The sequence below is a fragment of the Ignavibacteriales bacterium genome (assembly GCA_026390575.1).
Taxonomy (GTDB): Bacteria; Bacteroidota; Ignavibacteria; order UBA10030; family UBA10030; genus Fen-1298.
On record JAPLFR010000016.1, the window covers coordinates 118918 to 141882 of the forward strand.

General features: G+C 43.9%; 14 protein-coding genes. 2 read left to right on the top strand and 12 right to left on the bottom strand.

All coding sequences use genetic code 11. The features are described from left to right. Positions 1-620 precede the first annotated feature (620 nt). Together NTX44_13460 and NTX44_13465 are read left to right on the top strand one after the other, a co-directional pair. Positions 621-1709, top strand: a complete 1089-nt coding sequence (locus NTX44_13460; GenBank protein ID MCX6122611.1) for a DNA methyltransferase — start codon at positions 621-623, stop codon at positions 1707-1709. After that, positions 1702-5352, top strand: coding sequence for a hypothetical protein (locus tag NTX44_13465; GenBank protein ID MCX6122612.1), 3651 nt, complete (start codon positions 1702-1704; stop codon positions 5350-5352). The genes NTX44_13460 and NTX44_13465 overlap by 8 nt, the downstream gene beginning before the upstream one ends. A 276-nt stretch (positions 5353-5628) precedes the next feature. On the opposite strand, the gene NTX44_13470 is transcribed toward NTX44_13465, so the two are convergent. The 12 genes from NTX44_13470 to NTX44_13525 all read right to left on the bottom strand — a co-directional run bounded on the left by NTX44_13470 (position 5629) and on the right by NTX44_13525 (position 22802). Further along, the gene (locus NTX44_13470; GenBank protein ID MCX6122613.1) at positions 5629-6165 is read right to left on the bottom strand and encodes an LOG family protein; all 537 of its coding nucleotides are present in this window, start codon (positions 6163-6165) and stop codon (positions 5629-5631) included. Positions 6166-6261: 96 nt separating this feature from the next. Continuing rightward, entirely contained in the window at positions 6262-7266 is a 1005-nt protein-coding gene (locus NTX44_13475; GenBank protein MCX6122614.1) for an NAD(P)H-dependent glycerol-3-phosphate dehydrogenase, read from the bottom strand. Positions 7267-7323: 57 nt separating this feature from the next. Beyond that, complete coding sequence (plsY, locus tag NTX44_13480; GenBank protein ID MCX6122615.1) at positions 7324-8007, bottom strand: glycerol-3-phosphate 1-O-acyltransferase PlsY; 684 nt, start codon at positions 8005-8007, stop codon at positions 7324-7326. Positions 8008-8074: 67 nt separating this feature from the next. Next, positions 8075-8794: a 2-C-methyl-D-erythritol 4-phosphate cytidylyltransferase gene (gene ispD / locus NTX44_13485; protein ID MCX6122616.1), complete on the bottom strand. Its 720-nt coding sequence runs from the start codon at positions 8792-8794 to the stop codon at positions 8075-8077. A gap of 122 nt (positions 8795-8916) precedes the next feature. Continuing rightward, a complete protein-coding gene (gene queA, locus NTX44_13490; GenBank protein MCX6122617.1) occupies positions 8917-9954 on the bottom strand; it encodes a tRNA preQ1(34) S-adenosylmethionine ribosyltransferase-isomerase QueA in 1038 nt (345 codons plus the stop codon). Between the two features lie 87 nt (positions 9955-10041). Next, positions 10042-12810 carry a pyruvate, phosphate dikinase gene (ppdK, locus tag NTX44_13495; protein ID MCX6122618.1) on the bottom strand — a complete coding sequence of 923 codons (2769 nt, stop codon included), beginning with the start codon at positions 12808-12810 and terminating at the stop codon, positions 10042-10044. Positions 12811-12926: 116 nt separating this feature from the next. Next, positions 12927-13973, bottom strand: a complete 1047-nt coding sequence (gene lpxK / locus NTX44_13500) for a tetraacyldisaccharide 4'-kinase (GenBank protein ID MCX6122619.1) — start codon at positions 13971-13973, stop codon at positions 12927-12929. Next, positions 13974-15080, bottom strand: a complete 1107-nt coding sequence (gene lpxB / locus NTX44_13505; protein MCX6122620.1) for a lipid-A-disaccharide synthase — start codon at positions 15078-15080, stop codon at positions 13974-13976. Positions 15081-15098: 18 nt separating this feature from the next. Then, on the bottom strand, positions 15099-15680 hold the full coding sequence (locus tag NTX44_13510; protein ID MCX6122621.1) for an isoprenylcysteine carboxylmethyltransferase family protein: 582 nt from the start codon (positions 15678-15680) through the stop codon (positions 15099-15101). 3 nt (positions 15681-15683) lie between these two features. Then, a complete protein-coding gene (locus tag NTX44_13515) occupies positions 15684-16388 on the bottom strand; it encodes an MtnX-like HAD-IB family phosphatase (GenBank protein MCX6122622.1) in 705 nt (234 codons plus the stop codon). 199 nt (positions 16389-16587) lie between these two features. Next, complete coding sequence (gene smc / locus NTX44_13520; GenBank protein MCX6122623.1) at positions 16588-20136, bottom strand: chromosome segregation protein SMC; 3549 nt, start codon at positions 20134-20136, stop codon at positions 16588-16590. Further along, entirely contained in the window at positions 20136-22802 is a 2667-nt protein-coding gene (locus NTX44_13525) for a beta galactosidase jelly roll domain-containing protein (GenBank protein MCX6122624.1), read from the bottom strand. The genes smc and NTX44_13525 overlap by 1 nt, the downstream gene beginning before the upstream one ends. Positions 22803-22965: the final 163 nt, after the last annotated feature.

Genomic DNA, 22965 nt, shown 5'->3' on the forward strand with positions numbered 1-22965 from the left:
ATCTATAAAAAATTTCGCAAGTTAGGTCGAGGTCGTCAACCTCGGCTACAAAACTGACGGGCTCATAGAATCATTGGCTTATTGGCTTTCTGATGCTGTTGCAAAGCAGTTTTGCAACCGTGCGGAGGTGTTTTGCATTGTAGTAATTTCAAAATCCAGGCGAGAAATGTACTTTGACGTTGACGGAAAGACATCTGACGATGACACGGAGCAATTGGACAACGACGCGGAGACATCTGACAACTGCATGAAGTAATCTGACGATTGCACGAAGCAGTTTGACGATCACACGAAGCACTTTGATGAAGTCGCGAAGCAGTTCGGCGGAAAAGAAATGCGGGATGCAGCAAGAAAATCGATGTTTGATTAAATGACTCCTTCAGCAAGCAACGGCTTATTAGGCCAATAACAAATAAAGACGCTAGTCACTGCTTGTGCTTAAATAGAAAAAATAGTAACATTTTCGCAGACACCTGCTACAGTTGGAGGCTTTCAGGACAGGTGGAAGCAACAACTATTCACACCATAGAAAAAACTAAGAAAAAGACAGCAATATCCTGATAACAAATATATTACGGACATTATTATTAGACGAGAGGATGGAATAACTGAAAACATCTTTGAACGATAAATATCCTGGATATTATCTTCATCAAATAGGGCCGTATATTGGGAAGATTCGCCCATCTCTAGCGCGTAATTTGGTTCTTGCATATTCGGAGGAAGGAGATTGGGTTTGGGATCCATTTTGTGGATCAGGAACCGTTGCTTTGGAATGTAGACTCCTTTCTCGAAATGTGTTGGCATCAGATACAAATCCATATGCTTGCACTCTTACTAGAGCAAAATTACATGCCCCAACATCAATTCAACAAGGGCTTAGGTCTTTAGAATCTCTCTTGCCGCATTTTAACATGGTTGATAAGAAAGATAGAAGCATTGCCCCAAAATGGGTAAAAAGCTTTTTTAATCCACAAACGCTACAAGAATCAATCATCTTAATGGAACTTTTCAAAAAACATCGGATGTATTTCCTCGCAGGATGTCTTCTTCACATACTTCATCATCAACGTCCAGGTTTTTTATCTTATCCTGCAAGCCATCTTGTTCCATATCTTCGGGATAGGGCATTTCCTCGTGAAGAATTCCCTGAAATGTATTATTATCGTGATCCAATTCCACGCTTACAAGCTAAAATAAAAAGGGTATTAAACAATCCTCCGCCACAAAGTAATGTGAGTTTCAAGGTAATCGAACAATCCGTACTTAAATCAGATCCACCAAAACGAATCATTGATGCTGTTATAACTAGTCCACCTTATCTAAATAACCTAGATTATGCAAGAGACAATCGCCTTCGGTTATGGTTCCTCGGGATTTCTGATCATAAAACGATTAAGGTCAATGAAATTGGTAGATTTTCATCTTTTAAAGATGATATTTTAAATTCCCTAAATACCATAGCACAATCATTGAAGATTGGAGGATATTGTGTTCTTGTCCTAGGTGATGTGCGAGAGAAAAACAAAGTACACGATTTACCAAAAATAATAATAAACCTCGTACAAGAAAAAATTGAATCCCTCGTGATAAAGGAAGCTTGGAAAGACAAAATACCATCTCACAAACGCGCTCGACGAAATGGCAGAGCTACGCGTACTGAAACTATCGTCGTATTTCAACGAAGAAAGGGAATATTCGATGGCTGAACAAATTTACATGCCAAAGGCACTACGTACTCACTTAGAAAACAACATGCTAGGAGAAAAAATAAGTAATCTACGATTAAAGAGACTACTTGGTTCTGGCAACACTGCTGTAACGTATGAAGCTGAGGATAAATACGATATTAATTGGGCACTTAAGATTGTAACCCGTGAATCATATGGAGAAAGAGCTCCCTTTAGAGAGATCGGTAGATTTGCACAGGTTGAGGATGAAAGATATTTGGTTTTTCCTAAAGAAGTTGGGGAAACTACTCTAAAGCTCCGTGGTAAGGAACATGAATTCATTTGGTTTAAAAGTAGATGTGTAAGAGGAAAAACGCTGCATGGTTTTCTCAAAGACAATTCTAACTTTTCTGCCCGTGTTGAGATTCTCAGATACATGGAAAATCTCACAGCCGCGCTTGAGGAACTTCAAAGATTAGGTTTTGATCATGGGGATCTCCACGACCGTAATATTATGCGTGAAGTTATTGGTGAGGGAGGACCAATCCCCGAAGTACGATATGTGATCATTGACTTCAGCGAAGCTCATCATTCTGAAGCTGTCGAGGAAGGACTTTCTCCTGATCTCGCAAACTTTGGACGCCATCTTCGAAGCTTTTATGATTCCATCTATAGAAGAGATATCGTTTCGAGAGAGGATGAGAAACTCTTGAGTGCAATTTCTCATATTCCAGGACTTTTGGAAGGGGATAGTCTGCAAACACATGGTTTCACAAAGGCTTCAATAATTCTTGACAATTTTAAAGACGCACTCAAATCCGCCGAAGACACTCCTCGAAAGCTACTTGACCCTTTCTATCCTCTCAGTGCTGAGTACATTGCAAATGATGCACTATTAGCGGACTTGTGCTACACAAATATGTGGTGGACTAACGAACTCCAAAAGAATAATAATGTACTTCTCATTGGACCTCGAGGATGCGGTAAAACAATGATCTTTCGACGACTGCGACTTAAGACAAAGATACTTGCATCAAAGCAAAACGAGATATTATCAGATAATTATATTGGATTTTACATTCCTTGTGAATCTTTATTCTATATGAGATTCTCTGATCTTTCTGAAGTTAATATTGAAGATTACAAAGAGGCATTGATACTCTATTTCAACATGGCTATCCTCCATGAGGTTTCTTCAACGATTGGTATTATCCCCAAGTCACTTGGTCCAATTTCTGGTAATCTCGCACATTCAATTGGTACACTTCTTAAAGATGAGATAGGCAGTCTTGACGATGCATACAAATCACTTGATTCTTTTACTGTCTTAGCAGAAATTGCAAACTGTGCAGAGCATATAATGCGACAAATAAGAAAATCTATTGCATTTGGCAATCATATTCTACCGAAGGGATCTGGGGATTTCATCTTAAGATTGGTTCAAATAGTTAAACATGAGGTTCCATCGCTTTCTTCACGTCACTTTGTGTTCTTCCTCGATGATTATACAGAGGAACGTGTTCCAATATCACTTCAGAAAGCTTTACATCCGATTGTCTGTCAAAGATCACCTGAACTTAGCTTCAAGATATCTGCGCATATGTTCGGATCAATATACAGTTTTCCTCAACCTCTTGTACTTGATGAGGGTAGGAATATTATTGTATCTAACTTGGGTTCTGTTTACTTGAGCCTAAATCGAAAACGAAGAGAAAGCAAATTATTACTCGAAATTCTAAATGGTCGATTCAAGAACTCTGAAGGTTATGGAGGAACAATTGAGAAGTGGCTAGGGAAGACCTCTTACCCTGGAGGTAGAACATTAAGCCACGCCTTGCATGATAAAATGACACGACCAAAGGTTTTGTACCACGGAATTGAATGTCTAATGAATCTATGTACAGGTGACTACAGTGAAATGATACGGATGGTTGGAGAGATTTTCAGAGAAGCAAACATACATCCTAGTTCACCAGTACAAAGGATACCATCACATATTCAAGATAGGGCGATCGTGAGAGTATCGCGGGAATACTTAGGCAGAATACGTCATATTAGACCAGATGGACAAAAACTCTTTGATGTCGTCAATTCATTTGGAAAACTTTCGCAGAAGCTATTATATGATCGGAATTTGGTTGGCCAAGGCAAACTTAAGAGTGGTAAAGCCAGAAAGGATCCTTATGACTTGCTTATTGTTTATGTGGATAACCTCACAAAGGCGTCTAGATCTGCAAGAACAATATGGGAACGACTTCAGAAAGCCTCGGTATTTGTAGATATTGGACTTGCTCCTTCCCAAAGAAGTGTAGTAGCTGATCGGGCCACATTACGTAGAATCTATTGCCCTGCTTTCCGAACCACTTTAACTAGTAGCGAACATCTTCAGACCACCAAAGATCAATTTGAGTGGCTCATGGATAAACCGGAAGAATTCTGCAATGATTATTATCGGAAAGAAATAAACGCTTCCGATCAAACTAGCTTTTGGTCAGATGAACAACCATCTACAATCCAAGAAGATGAATTTACAATCTCAGCATCATTACCCGAGGAACGAAATAAAGTTGATTTCGAAGCATTTGTTCCAAAGAGTTCTCTGCAGGCGGTAGAAACTCTTCCAGATATAACGCATATCGCGGATTCGATTCACGAAAATGATCATTTTGATATCCTTATAGGTGCTATCGGTTTCGAAGACAGAACCACTGAAGCATTGAAACAACTTGTTGCCAGAAATGTCACTGTAGATCATTCGCTATTGTTTGAATTTGATATCTATTACGAAGCGAACGAGAAAAGAAGGCAAGAGTATGAAGATTTATTAAAACAACTTGCTTCAGGAAAGCCACATCGACCGATCAACGCTCCAGTTGGTGTTCCTGATCCAGTTTTTTCAGAAAGATTCAGATCGTTATTGAAGACTCTATCCAAAGGAAAATCCCCAAAAATTGTCTTTGACTGTACTAGTTGTCCCTCATTGATTCTGTCGAAAACACTCTCTGTATTGTTTGGTTTTCAATGCGATCTCACTATTTTATATACGGAGGCTGCAGAATACTTCCCGTCACGTGACGAGTGGGAATCTGGAAAACTTGTCCCTCCAAGTAAAAGAGTACAAGGACCCTTTGCGGGAGTTCGATTTGTTGCAAAACCCACTGAATTACAATCTGATGACATTGGTGAACATCCCGTACTGTTAATTCTCTTCCCAACATTTAACACCGAACGAACCGATGGTGTACTGGCGGAGCTTGAGCCAGATGCAAGAATGTGGTTTTTCGGAGAACCTCATGAACTATCTTCTAACTCATACAGAATTGATATGGCAAAATCATTTGCATCACCAATTATTCATCCCGGTGACAAGTGGTCACTAGTAAGTACCTTTGATTACAAGAAGGCTTTCCTCAACCTTTCTGGTATTTATAGTCAGTATCGATTCACTCACAGAATTGTTGTTATGCCACACGGTAGCAAAATGCAAACATTAGGTGTAAGCATATTTGCCACAATACATCAAGTATCTATGGTTTTCGCTATGCCGAAAAGTTATAACACCGAAAGATATTCAAAAGGATATATCGATGTTTGGTGCATTAGATTTGGTGATGTGAAATTAATGAATGAACGTTTAAAAACAGCGCGGTTTATTCAGAGACTTGGAGCCAATGGAGGTTAGAGCTTTGTACACCCAAAAGGATTAAACAAAGAACGAGGTGGATAACATTTTTCCTCATTCCCAATCTTCGATCGGGAACACAAAGCTTTGAAGCTCCGCTTCGAAATAATATTAAGAAAACATAAGTATATGGAAGCAAAGCTTCCGGTAGCCGGAGGTCTAAAAATGGAACACGCGTATGCGTGATGCATTTATTAACATTACCCGCAAGCGGGGTTTGTGAGCGTGAATAATTCCGGCACAACAAAGTATTAGAATCCGATCGGTGATCGGATTCTACGAGGTAAGCTGTCGTTTCAAAAATGAGGCGCATTCTATCGGCGATGAAACGCAATGAATAAATTTTGTGCAATCGCCGACACCTTCCCACAACAATTCTTCGCGTAATGTCTCCACAACTCCGCTCCAGAAGTCCCCGATAATCACAATCGGTTTCTCGGCAAGGAGACCTTTGTTAATAAATTCCCACACGGCAGCAAGTTCCAGCAATGTCCCCGTTCCACCTTTCAAGACAACATATGCATCACCAAGTTCCACAAGCTTCATCATCCGATCGATTAACGCAGGGACATGAATGTTTTCATCAATCCATGAATTTGCCGCACGTCCTTTGATATTAAAAGTAACTCCAATGGTCTTGCCACCTGCCTCTTTCGCCCCACGGGCTGACGCTTCCATAATACCGCCAAAACCGCCATTGCATACGGTAAAACCGGCAAGTGAAAGTTGTTTTCCAACTTCGTACGCTAATTGATATTCTTCATCGCCCTCTATAGGACGTGAGCTGCCAAAAACCGTTATTACTTTGTTCATTGGAATTCCAATGTTTTTATTTTATCTGAATGAAAGGGATTGCGTAAGAGTTAAGAATTGATCAACCTTGAATACACATTCTTCATTGATCACTGATCAATGTGCGCCTTCACCGCGTGTATCACGAAGCATTAGATCGAGTGTTGCCTGACGTGGATTTTTATCTTCAAAAAGTACTTTATAGACTTCTTCCGCCATAGGCATTTCGATGCGATGTTTTTGCGCAAGTTGATGAACAGATTTTGCCGTCGCAACGCCTTCTGCAACCATCGTCATGTCGCTGAGGACTTCAGCAACGTTTCTGCCTTTCCCAATTTCCTCGCCGACAAAACGGTTACGACTGTGCCGGCTCATACACGTGACTATCAAATCTCCCATGCCGGAAAGGCCTGCGAATGTAATTGGTTGCGCTCCCATTTTAGCGCCAAGCCGCGTAATCTCATAGATGCCGCGCGTCATAATTGCCGCCTTCGTATTATCCCCAAAACCAGCGCCATCACTTAGGCCGGCGCCGATGGCAATGACATTTTTTATAGCGCCGCCCAATTCAACGCCACGAATGTCTTCGTTGACATAGACGCGGAAGTAGTCATTCACAAACGCTTCCTGTACACTCTTTGCTGTCTTCAATTTAAAAGAAGCTGACACAACCATTGTCGGTATTTTCAAGCTGACTTCTTCCGCATGGCTGGGTCCGGAAAGGATCGCTATATTCTCGCGGCGTTCATGCATGAGCACATCCAATAAAACTTCGGACATGGTCATCAACGAGCCGTTCTCGATTCCCTTGGCGACATTGCAGATAATCGTATGCTGTAAATCAAGATGAGCAATGCGTTGGAGAACAGAACGAAGAAATTGAGACGGCACGGCCGCGACAATCATATCGCGTTCGTGACACGAAGCTTCTATGTCGGTAACAATTTTAATTTCAGAAGGAAGAATAACACCGGGAAGAAACTGAAGGTTCTCATGCTTTTCGCGGATAAGATCCGCTTGCTCAGTATCGAACGTCCAAAGATTAACGTCGTGATGGTTGTCGTACAACACAAGAGCAAGCGTCGTTCCCCAACTGCCTGCACCAAGAACAGTAATCTTCATATCATTGACGGCACGCGAGATAAGAACATGAGTGCCTTCCTTGGAATTGCGCGTGATTTAGGATTCGACTGAGTCAGTTTTCCTTTTTAAACCTGTAATTTTCCGTTCAGTTCCTTCGATCAGCCGCTTGATATTGGCGCGGTGCGAATAGATAAGGAAGAGTGCGATACCGGTACTGAAGAACACCAATGTTTTATAGCTGTGAATTTCATCCGAGAGAATATTGTATCGAATGATGAGCGATAGCGGAAACGATGCCGCCGCCATAATGGAACCGAGCGAGACATATTTGAATGCATATAAAAAGATTAAGAACACTGCAATTGAAATTGCAAATTCTGTCGGTGCGATGCCAATGAGCATGCCTGAACCCGTCGCAATACCTTTTCCACCTTTGAATCCGGCAAACATTGTCCAAACATGCCCTATAACCGCAGCGCCGCCGCAAATCATTTGGATAATGGTGAAATCATCAAATGGTGTGTGATTGTAAAATGGCAATGTTGGATCCCAGAATAAACGAGCAACAACCGTGGTTGCAATGACGCCTTTCAATGCATCCACAATGATAACGAACATACCCGATTTCCAGCCAAGGACTCGGAATACATTTGTGCCGCCTGCATTGCCGCTTCCTTTGCTGCGAATATCAAAACCATGCCGCCACTTGGAAAGCATGACGCTTGTCGGAATCGATCCCACGATATAACTCAAAAGCACAACAATAACCATATTTATCATACATCATTCCTTCTTCATACTTCAACAGTACAACTATAAGATATTCATTTTGGCGCCAAGAAGCAACTTACAGCCATCCTTTCATATGCCAACGCTCAAAGATCATCAAACCTAACTCTAAATCTTCCGGAGTTGTGATCTTAATATTATCATAAGTTCCCTCTACAATCCGAATTTTTACTCCTAATCGCTCAACAAGCGCAGCTTCATCGGTTGAATAAAACTTGTCCTTTTTCGCTTTTTCGAATGCCTGCACCAATAATTTCGCGCGAAATGCCTGCGGTGTTTGAATCAGCCATAGCGCTGTACGATCCAATGTCTGGTCGAAAAAACCGCCTCCTGTTGAACGCCGAATCGTATCTTTCGGCTGAACCGCCAGCACCGCCGCATCATATTCTTTGCAAACTTTTAAAAGATGCGCAATGCGTTTTGTTTCAATAAACGGTCTCACACCATCGTGCACAAGAACAATGTCCGATTCTTTTAGTGTCAACCTGTTGAGTACATTGCGAACCGAATCCTGCCGCTTCACGCCGCCCAGTACCATTTTGCTGACTTTGTGCAGCCGGTACCGTTCGACGATGGCTACCATTTCAGACATTGCCGATTCCGGAAGAGCCAGTGCGACTTCATCAACATCCGAACAATGTTCGAATTGCTGAAGCGTATGCACGATGATCGGTTTCCCCTTCAACGGGAGAAACTGTTTTTTAATATCTCCACCAATTCGCGTGCCTGAGCCTGCCGCTGGAACAATTGCAAATACTTTGGGCCTTGATCTCGACATTTCTACACTATTCCTTAAAAGCAAAAAGTTCATGCAACAAAAAATCAGGAGGGGATTTCATTCCCAATGACAAATTCTTCAGAAATAAAACCCCCTTCTTAAAAACGAAAATACAGAATAACTTAGACAATCAACATTGCATCGCCATAACTGTAAAATCGGTATCCTTCCTTGATGGCTTTCTTGTATCCGTGCATCAAGAATTCGTGTCCGGCAAATGCACCTGCCAGCATCAGCAATGTTGATTCAGGCAAATGGAAATTCGTAATCAGCTTATCCGTCACCTTGAAACTGTACGGCGGGAAAATGAATTTATCTGTCCATCCTCTCGCCGGCTTCACGTGACCGTCAACGGTGACGCTGGATTCCACTGCACGGCACGTACTCGTGCCGACAACAAAAACATTATGTTTCGAATCGATTGTCTTGTTGATGATATTTGCGGTTTCGCTGGAAATCTCGAAATATTCCGAATCCATTTTATGTTTCGTAAGATCTTCCACTTCTACAGTACGAAATGTGCCAAGACCAATATGCAAGACAACCGGCGCAAACTTCACACCTTTCGCTTCTAGCTTTTTCAGCAGTGCTTTCGTAAAATGCAGTCCCGCAGTCGGTGCAGCAACAGCACCTACCACGCGGGCATAGACAGTCTGATAACTGTCTTTGTCCTTATTCGTTGCATCACGCTTGATATAATGAGGCAGCGGTGTCAGTCCAATACGATCGATGATCTTGAAAAAATCACCTTTATGATTGAAACGAACCGTGCGCCCGCGCGAAGTTGTATTGTCGATTACTTCGCACCACAGTTTGCCGTCATCAAAATAAATTTTATTGCCGATACGGACTTTACGAGCCGGATCGACGATAACGTCCCAGATATTTTCTTCAGCGTTCAGTTCGCGCAGCAGAAAGACTTCAATTTTTGCATTCGTTTTTTCTTTCTTCCCATAGAGCCGCGCCTGAAATACACGCGTCTCGTTGATTGCGAGACAATCACCCTTTTGAAAATAATCTGCGATTTCATAGAACTTTCGTTCATCAATAGTTTCATCAACGCGGTTCATCACCATTAACCTTGAGTGGTCACGCGGATTTGCCGGTTGCTTCGCTATCAAGTTACGAGGAAGCGGATATTTGAAATCGGAGAGCTTCATTGCTCATATCCCTTCTAATTTATTTAAGTTGAAGGAGGCGGTGGATCCATATTCCGCCTCCTGTGAATTAATGAACTCTATGCCGGTTTATTTCTTGCGCGACGTCTTTGCTTTTTTGCCCGCTGTTTTCGCAGGCGCTATCGGATTCAACAGCGCTGAACGTGCGGCAGCCAAACGCGCGATTGGTACGCGGAATGGCGAGCAACTGACATAGTTCAAACCGATAAGATGACAGAATTCAATACTCGATGGTTCACCACCGTGTTCACCGCAGATGCCGAGTTTAATACCGGGTCGCGTTGCGCGGCCTTTCTCAACGGCAATCTTCATCAACTTGCCGACTCCGCCGCGATCGAGAACTTCGAACGGATCCTTCGCGTACATTTCTTTTTCAACGTAAGGAACAAGGAACCGTGCCGCATCATCGCGGCTGACACCGAGTGTCGTCTGTGTCAGGTCATTGGTTCCGAAGCTGAAGAACTCGGCAACCTCTGCGATCTCATCCGCCGTTACAGCGCCTCGCGGAATTTCGATCATGGTACCGACCATATACTTGAACTTCACGCCTTGCTCCTTCATCACTGCTTCCGCAGTTGCGCGAACGAGTTTTTCCTGATGCCGTAATTCTTTCACATTGCCCACAAGAGGAATCATGACTTCCGGTGCGACAGGTATGCCTTTCTTTTGCGTTTCGGCAGCTGCTTCAAAAATAGCGCGCGCCTGCATCTCGGTAATCTCCGGGAAGATAATGCCAAGTCTGCATCCGCGGAAACCAAGCATCGGATTGAACTCGTGCAATCCTTCTACACGCTCTTTCACCTTCTCATAACTGATGCCCATCGATTGTGCCAGCGCACGTTGTTCCTTTTCTTCGTGCGGTACAAATTCATGCAATGGCGGATCAATGGTTCGGATCGTGACCGGTCTTCCATTCATCGCCTCAAAGATGCCGGCAAAGTCTTTCCGCTGCAAGGGAAGAAGTTTTGCAAGCGCCAGTTTTCGCTGGTCGACAGTATCAGCGAGAATCATTTCGCGCATCGGTCCAATCTTTCCTTCGCCGAAGAACATATGTTCTGTGCGGCAGAGGCCAATACCTTCGGCGCCAAACGCGATTGCATTCGCAGCTTGATCCGGTTGATCGGCATTTGTGCGAATATTCAACGTCCGATATTTATCAGCCCATAGCATAACTTTTGCGAATGTCTGATAGACCGGTGCATCTTTCGGATCGAGAGTCTTTTCAACAAGCACTTGCAGTACTTCGGACGGCTTCGTCTGAATTTTGCCTTCTATTACCTGGCCGGTTGAGCCATCCAGCGAAATCCAATCGCCTTCTTTCAACACTTTGCCCTTCACCGTCATCGTATGCTTGGCATAATCGATATTCAGCTCATCGCATCCTGCGACGCAGACCTTGCCCATTTGGCGGGCAACGAGCGCCGCGTGTGAAGTCATACCGCCGCGCGCCGTGAGAATGCCTTCCGACGCATCCATCCCTTTGATGTCTTCCGGTGATGTTTCGATACGGGTAAGAATAACTTTCTCGCCGCGATTCTTCCACGCTTCTGCATCAACAGCGTTGAACACGATGCGTCCGGTGGCCGCTCCTGGCCCCGCATTCAAACCTTTCGCGAGCAAACGTCCAGATTTGACCGCTGCTTCTTTTTCCTTGAGATCAAAAATCGGTCGGAGCAATTGATTCAATTGATCCGGCTCGATGCGCATCAGTGCTTCTTTTTCTGAAATAAGTTTCTCAACAACCATATCTACCGCAATCTTGATAGCGGCAAATGCAGTCCGCTTTCCAACACGGCATTGAAGCATGAACAACTTGCCTTGCTGGATGGTGAACTCGACATCCATCATATCATGATAATGCTTCTCCAGCGTCTTGCGAATTTTGTCTAACTGTCCATACAGTTTCGCATCCTGTTCTTTCAGTTTGAGTATTGGCAGCGGTGTGCGCGTACCGGCAACAACATCCTCTCCTTGCGCGTTCATGAGATATTCGCCGTAAAAATAATTTTCGCCGGTTGCTGCATCACGAGTAAACGCAACGCCCGTTCCGGAATCCTCACCCATATTACCAAATACCATCGTTTGCACGCTTACTGCGGTTCCCCATGACTCTGGGATATCGTACATTTTACGATACGCAATTGCACGATCGTTCATCCAGGAACTAAACACTGCACCTATAGCACCCCACATCTGTTCAAGCGGATCTTCGGGGAAGTCGTGTCCGGTCTTTTCTTTGATCGCCGCTTTAAACTTCACAACGAGTTCCTTGAGATCTTCGGCTGTGAGTTCGGTATCGAGCTTTACATTTTTCTGATGCTTCTTCGCTTCGATGATTTCTTCAAACGGATCGATGTCGTCCTTATTTACGGGTTTCAATCCGAGCACGACGTCGCCGTACATTTGCACAAACCGCCGGTATGAATCATACACGAAACGTTCGTTCTTCGTCTTCGCAATAAGGCCTGCAACCGTTTTATCATTGAGACCAAGATTGAGGATCGTGTCCATCATGCCGGGCATCGACGCACGCGCTCCTGACCGTACGGAAACGAGCAGTGGATTTTTTGCATCGCCAAGTTTCGCATTCATCGCTTTTTCTACTTTTGCAAGCGCGGCAAGAACTTCCTTCTGCAACGACTTCGGATACTGTTTTTTATTCTGGTAATAGGCTGTGCATACTTCCGTTGTGATAGAGAAACCCGGCGGAACCGGCAGCCCGATATTCACCATTTCGGCAAGGTTTGCACCTTTGCCGCCGAGAAGATTTTTCATCTCGGCTTTACCCTCGGCTTTTCCGTTGCCGAAGAAATACACATATTTTGTTACTTTTGCCATTTTGACTTTTATCCTTTCAGTTGAATATTATTTCTTGTTTGTTTAATGAAATTAAAGAAATTCTTGCAGGAGTATTCCTACAAGTTTTGTAAATAAGATTTTCTATCCATAATATTTTAATTGAGACGATTGAACAATTCGTCTAAAGTTTGTTCTCCAGATAATATTCCCATCTGAATCTCAGCAACGATCACCGATTCCATTTCCAGAAATTGTGTAAATCGTTCTCTCAGCCGCGTAGCGTCTTTTTCTGTCGTGATAATGAATTCGGCTTGTGTTTGTTTTCTTGCATCAATAATCACCTTAAGATCGTTATCCTTGTACCAGTGATGATCTGAGAAAGAAAGATGTTTCACAATGTTTATGTCCGCTTTCAACAGTAGATCTTCAAACGATTTCGGATTACCGATTCCAGAAAACGCAATGACATTTTTATTTTTAAATTCTTGAGCTTGTACGATATCATTGGATGAAATACGCTTCAATGCTTTGAGTGTTGTTGTCAATCCAATCGTCGGCGTATTAGTCGGAAACAAGCTACAATCCCGTCCAACTGTGCAAACGTGTTCATACTCTTTAGTATCCGCGCATCGTGTCACTGCAATCACATCTGCGCGCTTCAACGAGGTCAATGGCTCGCGTCTATTTCCAGAAGGCAGTAATACATCTCCCTTGAGAATTTCTTCCGCTGTGAGAATAACGATATTAAGATCCCGATGTACATACCGGTGTTGAAATCCATCATCGAGCAGAATCATTTTTGCACCAAGTGCGACGGCTTTCTGGGCTCCTCGAACACGCTGTTCATCTACAACAACTATCAACTCGGGATATTTGAGCGCAAGCTGGATCGGTTCATCTCCAGAATTTTCAACCGACGCTAATTTTCCGCGTCCATCGCTGACAACAACCGTTCCAATAGATTTTCGTCCATATCCTCTACTGACAACTGATAACTGGCCATTGATTGCTAATTTTTCTATCAGCAGTTCCACAAACGGTGTTTTGCCAACCCCGCCCGCAGAAATATTACCGACAGAAATCACCGGTACGCTTACCTTTTTCGTTTTTAAAATGCCTATGTCAAAGAACCAATTGCGAACAGTAACTCCCAGCCAATAAAACAGAGAGAACGGCAAGAGAAAAAGTCTTGCGCGCTTCATTTACGCCATCTTCATAATTTGTTCTGCAACTCGCCGCGAGGCACCAACTGTGCCCAGCATAACCTTCACCTTGGAAAGCTCTGCTTTCATATCTGCAAGTTGTCTCTCATCATGCAACAATCTCAACGCCGACGTTGCCATTTTCTTCGCAGTTGCCTTATACTGAATAAACTCCGGCGCAATCATCTTCCCCGCTACAATATTGACGAGTCCGATATTCTTCACATGCACAAGCGCACGACCTATCAAGTACGTCAACCAAGAAGTTTTGTACACTACAAACATCGGTGTTCCAAAACATGCCGTTTCCAACGTCGCGGTGCCGGAAGTGACAAATGCAAAATCAGCATTTGCCATCAATTCGTACGTTAATCCTTTAATAAAATGAATTCCTTTTAAATTGTAGAGTGTTCTGAAATATTCTTCGTCCAAGGTCGGTGCAAGACCAATAACAATTTCTGCATTATTCTGGGCAGAAAGCATGCGCGCGGCAGAAAGCATTTCAGGAAAGATTGAATCGATCTCCTGCTTGCGGCTTCCGGGGAGCAATGCCACTATTGGTTTCTGCTCATCCAATGAAAAACGTTTACAGAAATTCTTCCGGTCGAGTTTCGACTCCAACACTTCCAATAAAGGATGACCGACGAACTCTACATCGACTCCTTCCGCTCGATAGAAATCCGCTTCAAATGGAAAAATGACCAGCATCTTATCAACAAGTGAGCGAATCTTTTTCACACGCGACCTATGCCACGCCCACACCTGCGGACTAATATAATAGGCGATCTTGACGTCATAGCGTTTCGCAATGCGTGCAAACCGGAGATTGAATCCGGGATAATCGATCAGCAGCAGCACATCCGGCTTTTTGAACCTCACGATTTGCTCAAGAGTGCGTTCCATTGTCTTGATGAACGGAAGATGTTGCAGCACTTCCTTAAATCCCATAAACCCGAGCTCGTTGATGTGATAAATAAGATCCATGCCTTCATGCTTCATCTTGTCGCCGCCAACGCCATACACATCGACACGAGGAGAAAGGCGTTTCAACTCCCGCACGACACCGGAGCCATGCAAATCACCCGATGCTTCACCAGCAATGATCATCACACGCTGATCCACGCACTACCTCACATACCAAAGAACAATGAGAATAACAAATACCAAACTCAATGCTTGAAACGTTCGCCGCTCGGAGTGTATCGCTTCTTTCCAGTTCGCCAATTGTTTTGACTGAATCGGATTAACGTACGCCGACACGCGCGGAATAAAACGCGGAACGTTTCGTTTGAATTCTACATATGCTGTACCAAATTCTTTTTCTAAAAATTCTTCTTCCGCCATCACAATTTGATAATACTGAAAGCTGAACCATATTGCCGCGACTAGTACGAGCCACGGTACGAGTGCATTTGACATAATGCCGATACCGACATACGTGAGTAAATTGCCAACGTACAGCGGATTGCGAACACGTGCGAATGGTCCTGCCATAATTACTTCCGGCGCACCAACACTGCCGGTGACGCGTGTAAGACTTCCGGCGTATGCAACACCCCAAAAACGAATATATTCACCAATCGCCACCACGACAAATCCAATCGCCATTGTCACTGCTGTTGGTTGAGCGAAGATAACCATCGCCAACAGGAATGGAATAGGCGTATAGCTGCGCAATGAAAACAATCTTTCTCGAAAAGACTTCAACTTTTATCCTTGCATAAAGACTTCGCGGCGCGACATAGCGGCTTCCTGCCGGCGATGAATACGCTTGCGTTGAACAATTTCTTCCATCTTTGTCTGCACATCGCCAAAGTGATTGAATTCAAAATATGTAATGTTCTGTTCCTGACAATGCTTGATGAGCTGCTGCTTGGCAAAAACAAAGTCTGCATACCTCACCGGGCACCGATCAGAATATCCGTCGCCGACGTACACAATGATATCTTCATCGGCTGATGCATTGAGTATGTGATTGCGCTTGCAATTGCCGCACGAGTGACATTCTGCATCCGTGTATGGAAAAGAAACGTTTAGTCTCTCTCCGACAAACTCCGCGTGATTTGCAAAGAACGGTACGTGACTTAATCCAGCATTTGAAAGAACATGTTCTACATACGCATCCAACCCGTCGCTGAGAATCATGAGCGGGATTTCTTTTTCTTTACAGAAACGAACAAATTCTGCAAAGTGCGGATCAGTGACAAACTGATCTATGAAATCCCAAAAATCCTTTTGACGGATTGAAGGGATCGCTTCGCACAATTCCGTCAACCATTCCTGCATGGTGATTTCGCCGCTGAGCAAACGCTGAATGTTTTGTTCCGCTTTTTCACCTGCATATCTTAGAAAGAACTGCTCACCAACATCTTCCGAACATACAGTGCCATCAAAATCACAAAAAACACGAATCATATAAACTTCTGTAAAATTTCAAGTTCCAAACATCTGCCAAAGGCATCCCTTCGGAATAATTTCAGACAATGATCTGCCAAAGGCATCCCTTTGGGAAAATCTCAATTGCTCATTGACAAAAAAAAGATCTTTTTATGTTTGGTTTTTATTATTGGAATTTGTTTGTTATTTGTTGTCTGTAATTTTGAGTTTTTAGATTTTAATTCTTTTCTACTTCATTAAAGCGCACTGAAACAAGTTTCGATACGCCCTCTTCTTCCATCGTGACGCCGTACATTGCGTTTGTCGCTTCCATAGTTCGTTTATTATGTGTGACAACGACAAATTGTGTATTATCTGAAAACTTGCGCAGAATGCGCGCAAACCGATCAATATTGGAATCATCCAGCGGTGCATCTACTTCATCGAGAATACAAAATGGACTCGGTTTCACCAGATAAATAGCGAACAATAATGCAATTGCAGTCAGAGTTTTCTCGCCGCCAGAGAGCAGATCAATCGAAGTCGGGCGCTTGCCACGCGGCTTTGCGGTTATTTCTATGCGTGCTTCGAGGGGGTCCAATTCTTCTGGATCGAGCCGGAGATCGCATTCATCGCCTTCATCAAACAAACTCTTAAATGTTGTGATGAAATTTTCGCGGATCAATTCAAACGTTTGCAGAAATTGTTTCTGCGCTGTGGCGTTAATTTCATTGATCGTCTCCAGCACCGTCTTTTCGGATTGCTCCAGGTCGTCCCGCTGGGCAGACATAAAATCAAGCCGTTCCTTCTCGCTCTTGTATTCGTCGAACGCAGCAAAGTTCACCGCGCCGAGTACATTGACTTTTTCTTTGAGCTTGTGGACTTCTTCGCGTGCTGCTGTAAAATCATACGGGTTCGCATCGGAAAACTCCTGCGGCTGAATATCGATTTCAAAATCTTCCTTGGCACGTGCTTTGAGATTTTCTGCTTTCATTGTCAGTTCTTGAATCTTGATCTCAAGATCGTGCGCCGATTTCAAAGACCCTTCCTGCTTGAGCCGTTCATCTTTTAACTTCAATTCAATTTCATGAATCTGACTGCGCTTAATAGAAAATTCCTGATCAACGGTTTTTTTCTGTTCAAGTATATTGTTATATTCCTGTCGTGCTTCGCGAAGCGTAACGGCAATCGCTTCCAGATCGGCTGCGATCGTTCCGATATCTTCTTTCGCCTTAAATATTTCTTCTGTCCGCTGGTCGAATGTCGTTGCGACGGTCTGCACTGTTGCAATGGTGTATTCTTTTTCCTGAAGAACGCTGCGTTCTTCACTTTTCAGCGCAAGTACCGATAGGTTCGCTTCATTTGCAACGCCGGAATATTCATTCCAAAGCGCATCCATGGTCTCTACTTCACTCATTGCCGCGCCCACCTGCTGTTCCGCTTCCGCCTGCCTGCGTTCCAATGCAGCAACGGACGGCGTGAGTGTCTGAATTTCCTTATTCAACAACTCAATTTCCTGCCCAAGTTTTTTCGCTTCCGTGTTGTTGCGATCAATATTATCCTGTGCACGCTTCTTTTCAAATTCAATTTGTGCAATGCGGATTTCCACAGAAGTTTTTTGTTGTTCGATGGCGCGCGCTTCTTCCGCAAGTTTCTTCAAATTGACATTTTCCAAATCCTCTATTTTCTTTTGAAGATCATGCATAATGCGTTCGTGCCGATCACGCAGCTTACTGACATCGGCGGTAAATTCTTCCAGTTGTGACTTCTTGCTTATATGCCCGCCTTCATCCTGCCGGACACTGCCGCCGCGAACAACACCCTTCCCCGTGACAATTTCACCTTCTAGTGTAATGCAACGGACATTAGGATGATCGTTGACAATAGTGAGCGCAGCGGGAACATCGTTCACGAGAAGCGTTTCATCAAAAAGAAAATTAAATAATCTCTCATGCTGACTTTCAAACTGCACCAGACTGCTCGCCCACCCGATCACTCCCACGCTTTGAATGGGAACACGATGATTGGAAAGACTTGGCAACCGGTCAAGACAGATGAACGTTGCCTTTCCCTTGTTGTTCTTTTTCAGGAAATCGATTGCTGCATATGCTTCCTGTACATTATCGACGACAACAAATCCGGCCGTTTCACCAAGAGCTGTCTCAATGGCAATGCGATATTGTGGTTCTGTTTGGACAGCTTCGCCCACCGTCGTCTGAATTTTTGCGCTCCACTCATTGCTCGTGATGAGATACTTTGCACCTTCAGAATACCCATCGAAACTCTCGACTAATCCTTTCAGAAAATCTATGCGGGCCTGCTTGCGTTCGACATCACCCAGCACTTCGTGATCCTGCCTGCGCAGTTGTTCAATTTCATCCTGAAGCTTTTGCTTGTAATCTTCCATCTTATGCGTTCGCACTTCTGCTTCCGCAAATGAGAGACGAAGCTGTTTGTTCTCCGCTGTGAGCGCGGCGATGAGACTTGAATTTTTCTCGATGTCGCGGTGATATCCTGTATTCTCTTCAGCTGTGTAGCTCACGCGGCCGCGGATATTTTCAATGCGCGCTTTTACCTGGTTCTCGCGATTACGCAGTTCTGCAAGTTCATGCATGAGCGCAATCACTTGTTCTTGATTTGCTTTCAGTTCGGCACGCTGAGCGTTTAACTGGATTTCAAATTCATCGAGTTGAGTTTTCTTAAGACGATATATCTCTTCTGCGGCAGTAATTTTTGCCTGAAGGTGTTCCGACACATGCGCCAATTCAGCTTGTTTTTTTTCTAACTCCACGCGCTGCTGGCTCAGTTCAATTTTTTCCCTATTGAATCGTTCTATGTTTTCCTGGAGTGACCGCCTGCGTTCTACCGAAGTGGCACGGTGCTGTTCCAGTTCGTGAATTGCCGTCTGTCGTGTTATGAGGTCTTCTTGGGTTGCAGTCAGTTGTCGCTCTAATTCTTCCGATTCCTGTCGCAGCACATCTAACAGTGTTTCTTCCTGCTTCACTTCTACTTCTAACCGGTTTTTTTCATCTACTGCAACGGAAAGCTGCTGTGTCAGCGGTTCAATTTTCAAAACCACATTTGAGAATTCGCGAACAAGTAAACCCAATTCTAGTGTTTGCAATTGTTTAACAAGTTCGTTGTACTTTTCCGCTTTCTGCGCTTGACGTTCGAGCGAATTCACTGCCTTCTCCACGCCGCGAATGATATCATTCACGCGTGTCAGATCCTGACGAACAACATCAAGGCGGCGGAATGCCTCTTTACGCCGATATTTGTACTTCGTGACGCCAGCGGACTCTTCGAACAAACGGCGCCGCTCGTCAGAGTTGTCGCTCAGGATACTTTCCACCATTTTCAACTCGATGACGGAGTACGCATCCGAACCCATCCCCGTATCCATAAACAAATCTCGGATATCTTTCAATCGGCAGAGTGTCTTATTTAAATAATATTCACTCTCTCCTGAGCGAAACACACGGCGTGTGATTGTTACTTCACTGTAATCAGACGGGAGGATCCCTTTTGTGTTCTCTATGGTGATGGAAACTTCTGCAACATTCAGCGGCTTGCGTGATTTTGTTCCGTTGAAAATAACATCTTCCATTTTGTCGGACCGTAGCGTCGTAGGTTTCTGTTCACCCAAAGCCCAGCGGATTGCATCTACCACATTTGTTTTACCGCAGCCATTGGGCCCGACGATTGCAGTAAGCCCTTCGTCAAACGACATGCTTACTTTCTGGGCAAACGACTTGAACCCAAATATTTCTAATTTGGAGAGGTACATTACCCAAGGTTCTGCGCGAGATGAATGATGAATTTTAGATACGAACTCAGTGCAAAGATTGAATCGTAGTAGAGGAACAATCCGCCCAAAAGAATAATGCACATGAGAAATCCGCCGACATACGTTTTCACCGGACTCAGATCGTACATCACAGAAACTCCCTTCAACACGCGCAACAATGTCCAGAAGAGAAAGAGACCAATAAGCACGAGCGACGGAAGCACATACGAAGGATTCTCCATAATTTTAAAGAGACTCATTGCAAGTGGGCTTAAGAAAATAATAGGTGCTGCGCCCCAAACAGAAACCGAATAAACATGAACCCAAGAAACTTGGATTCTTATGAATAATGCAAGCACCCACATCAACAAGGCAAGAATTGCTCCAGCAAGAAAGAATAAACAGGTCAACACGACTATGCCTGCAAACGGGTGCCAAGTTGCGCGAATGAATTGTTCTTTCACGTAATCCATAGTGCAAAGATACGTAATGATATAATCTGCAAATCTATCCGCGCGATAATGATACATAATACCAGAAAGCAAGCATGCAAGTGTAGTTGAAATAGCGCCAGACAGAATAAGAGTATGCCCGATGGAAACCGTATGCAAGTCGCGTAAATCTACAAAAAAATTATACGATCGGATCAACGAACGCTGTAGACTTTCACCAAACCTTCGGTTCGTGTATTCATATCCAATAAGAACAATTACCAAAAATCCGATGAGTACATGCACCCACGGAAAATTCATGCGATGGTTTCCTGCCGGAATAGCAGTAATGCGTTCTTCGTTATAAAGCACACGAACAACTTCGTATGCCAATCGCTTCTCCCGCGACTGACTGAGCAAACCGACGGGATGAAGATAACGATCGCCAAGTCCAAAATTGAGCAGAGGGCGATCACCGCGCCAGTCCGTGAGAGCCAGCACAAAGCTGCCTGCGGTGTTTGCCTCCTTGAGTGCAGCATAGTATTGAATAAAGAACCTCGCTTGTGCTTCCTGCGACATCGGATCGCTGTAACCGTTCCGGTTATTTTGCTCGACTTCTTTTCCGTAACTGAGTACGACGAGCGGTTGGCTCGGATGATTTCTTTCCCATTCCGATAACAACCGTCGGAAAGTTTTTAAATCGCACTGGGGCAAGGTGATACCGACAAAATCCACACCAGATGTGCAAACATCATTCTTCAGCATAGGGGAGCCGTAATACACAGGACGATCATCAAGCTGGTGAATTACTTCGGAGATCTTCTTCACAAAGCCAAGAGCCTGTTCATCTGCAGAATCAAACTGATTTCCGATACCCCACGCAAGCACACACGGATACCCGCCATCTCGTTCCACCATTTCCCGTGTCTGGATTTCTGCCATTGATTGGAAAGCTTCTTCATTTAATATTTCCGCCGGCACATTCCACACAGGCATTTCTTCAATGACGAGTAATCCATAGCGGCTGCAAAGGTTCAGCATATAAGGATGCGGCGGATGAAACGCAAATCGAACTGCGTTGGCGCCAAGTGCTTTGATGAGAACAACATCCTTCTCCATCTGTTCATACGAAAGAGACGCCCCCCATCTCGGCGAATCTTCCATCCACACGACACCTTTCAGTTTTATTTTGTTGCTATTTAGTATGAATGCGTTTTCTTGCACTTGTACGGATGTAAATCCCATATTCAAATTATATTGGTCAACCGCTACTCTTTGCTTTCCTTCAATAGCGACGACACTTGTTTTCAGAATATAGAGTTCTGGATTTTCGGGACTCCAAAGCTTCGGTCCGTTCACAGTGAGCGCAAGCTGGACATTTGCATTTTTATTTGATTCGAGTGTTATAGGTGCTGACGTCCCTTGCGCAATGAGTAGATCTGAGAACCGTTCATGTAACTCGACGTTGAGGAAGTAGGAAGATTGTTTTGATCTTGATGAAAGCGAATCCCGATTCAACGGACCGAATTGTTTATTGCTCAAAACACATTCAAGCCGAACAGTTGCTTGATTCATTTGAATGTTAGAGCTTGTTTGAAAACGGACATGGTCCACCCAAAGCCGTGGTGTTGCTAGTATATAGACATCACGTAAAATACCACCGTAATTTTTCCATCCCCAAATTTGTTTCCATACAGGGAGAGTTTTACGGGCACTCAACCGGTTACTCACCATCACCTTGATTGTGTTTTCCTGGCCAATCTGCAATACATCATCCGGGACGTCAAACTCAAAACTTGTATATCCGCCAACATGTTTTCCGATGAATACATCATTGATAAAAATTTCGCATTCGTAATTAATTCCAAGCGCCACAAACTTGAATGCAGACTTTTTAAGAAGTTCTTCGCTCACAGCGAAGGTGCGGTGTAATGTTACCTGTCCTTCATAGGCAATTGAACTTGGAACTTTAATATCCCGCCATATGTCGCCGCTGATGGAATATTGCCAGGTCCCTGCCAAGTCAATTTTCTTGCGTGTGGGCGAATCGATATGCATTCCTGCGTCTAACCCCTCGAGTGTTGGTTGGCCATTTGTAAGAATAAGTGGTTGAGACACTACAATTGAGCACAAACTCGAAACGATGGAAAGGACGAGGAACGCAGAAAAGACACAGTAAATATGAGGTTTTTTTGCCAATTTAATGAACTTGATGTGCGAGGAAGTCGACTTCATCGAACCTCGACAAAGCCAGGTTGCCGCTTTCAATAACGGCATCGCCCAAAATCATCTTAATATAATACATAAAACCAGCGAAAGCAATGGAATTTCGAATGTATTTAGTGGTTTTTATGCCGAATGTTTACTATGATTTTACAAAATGTTGTCGTTGAACGAG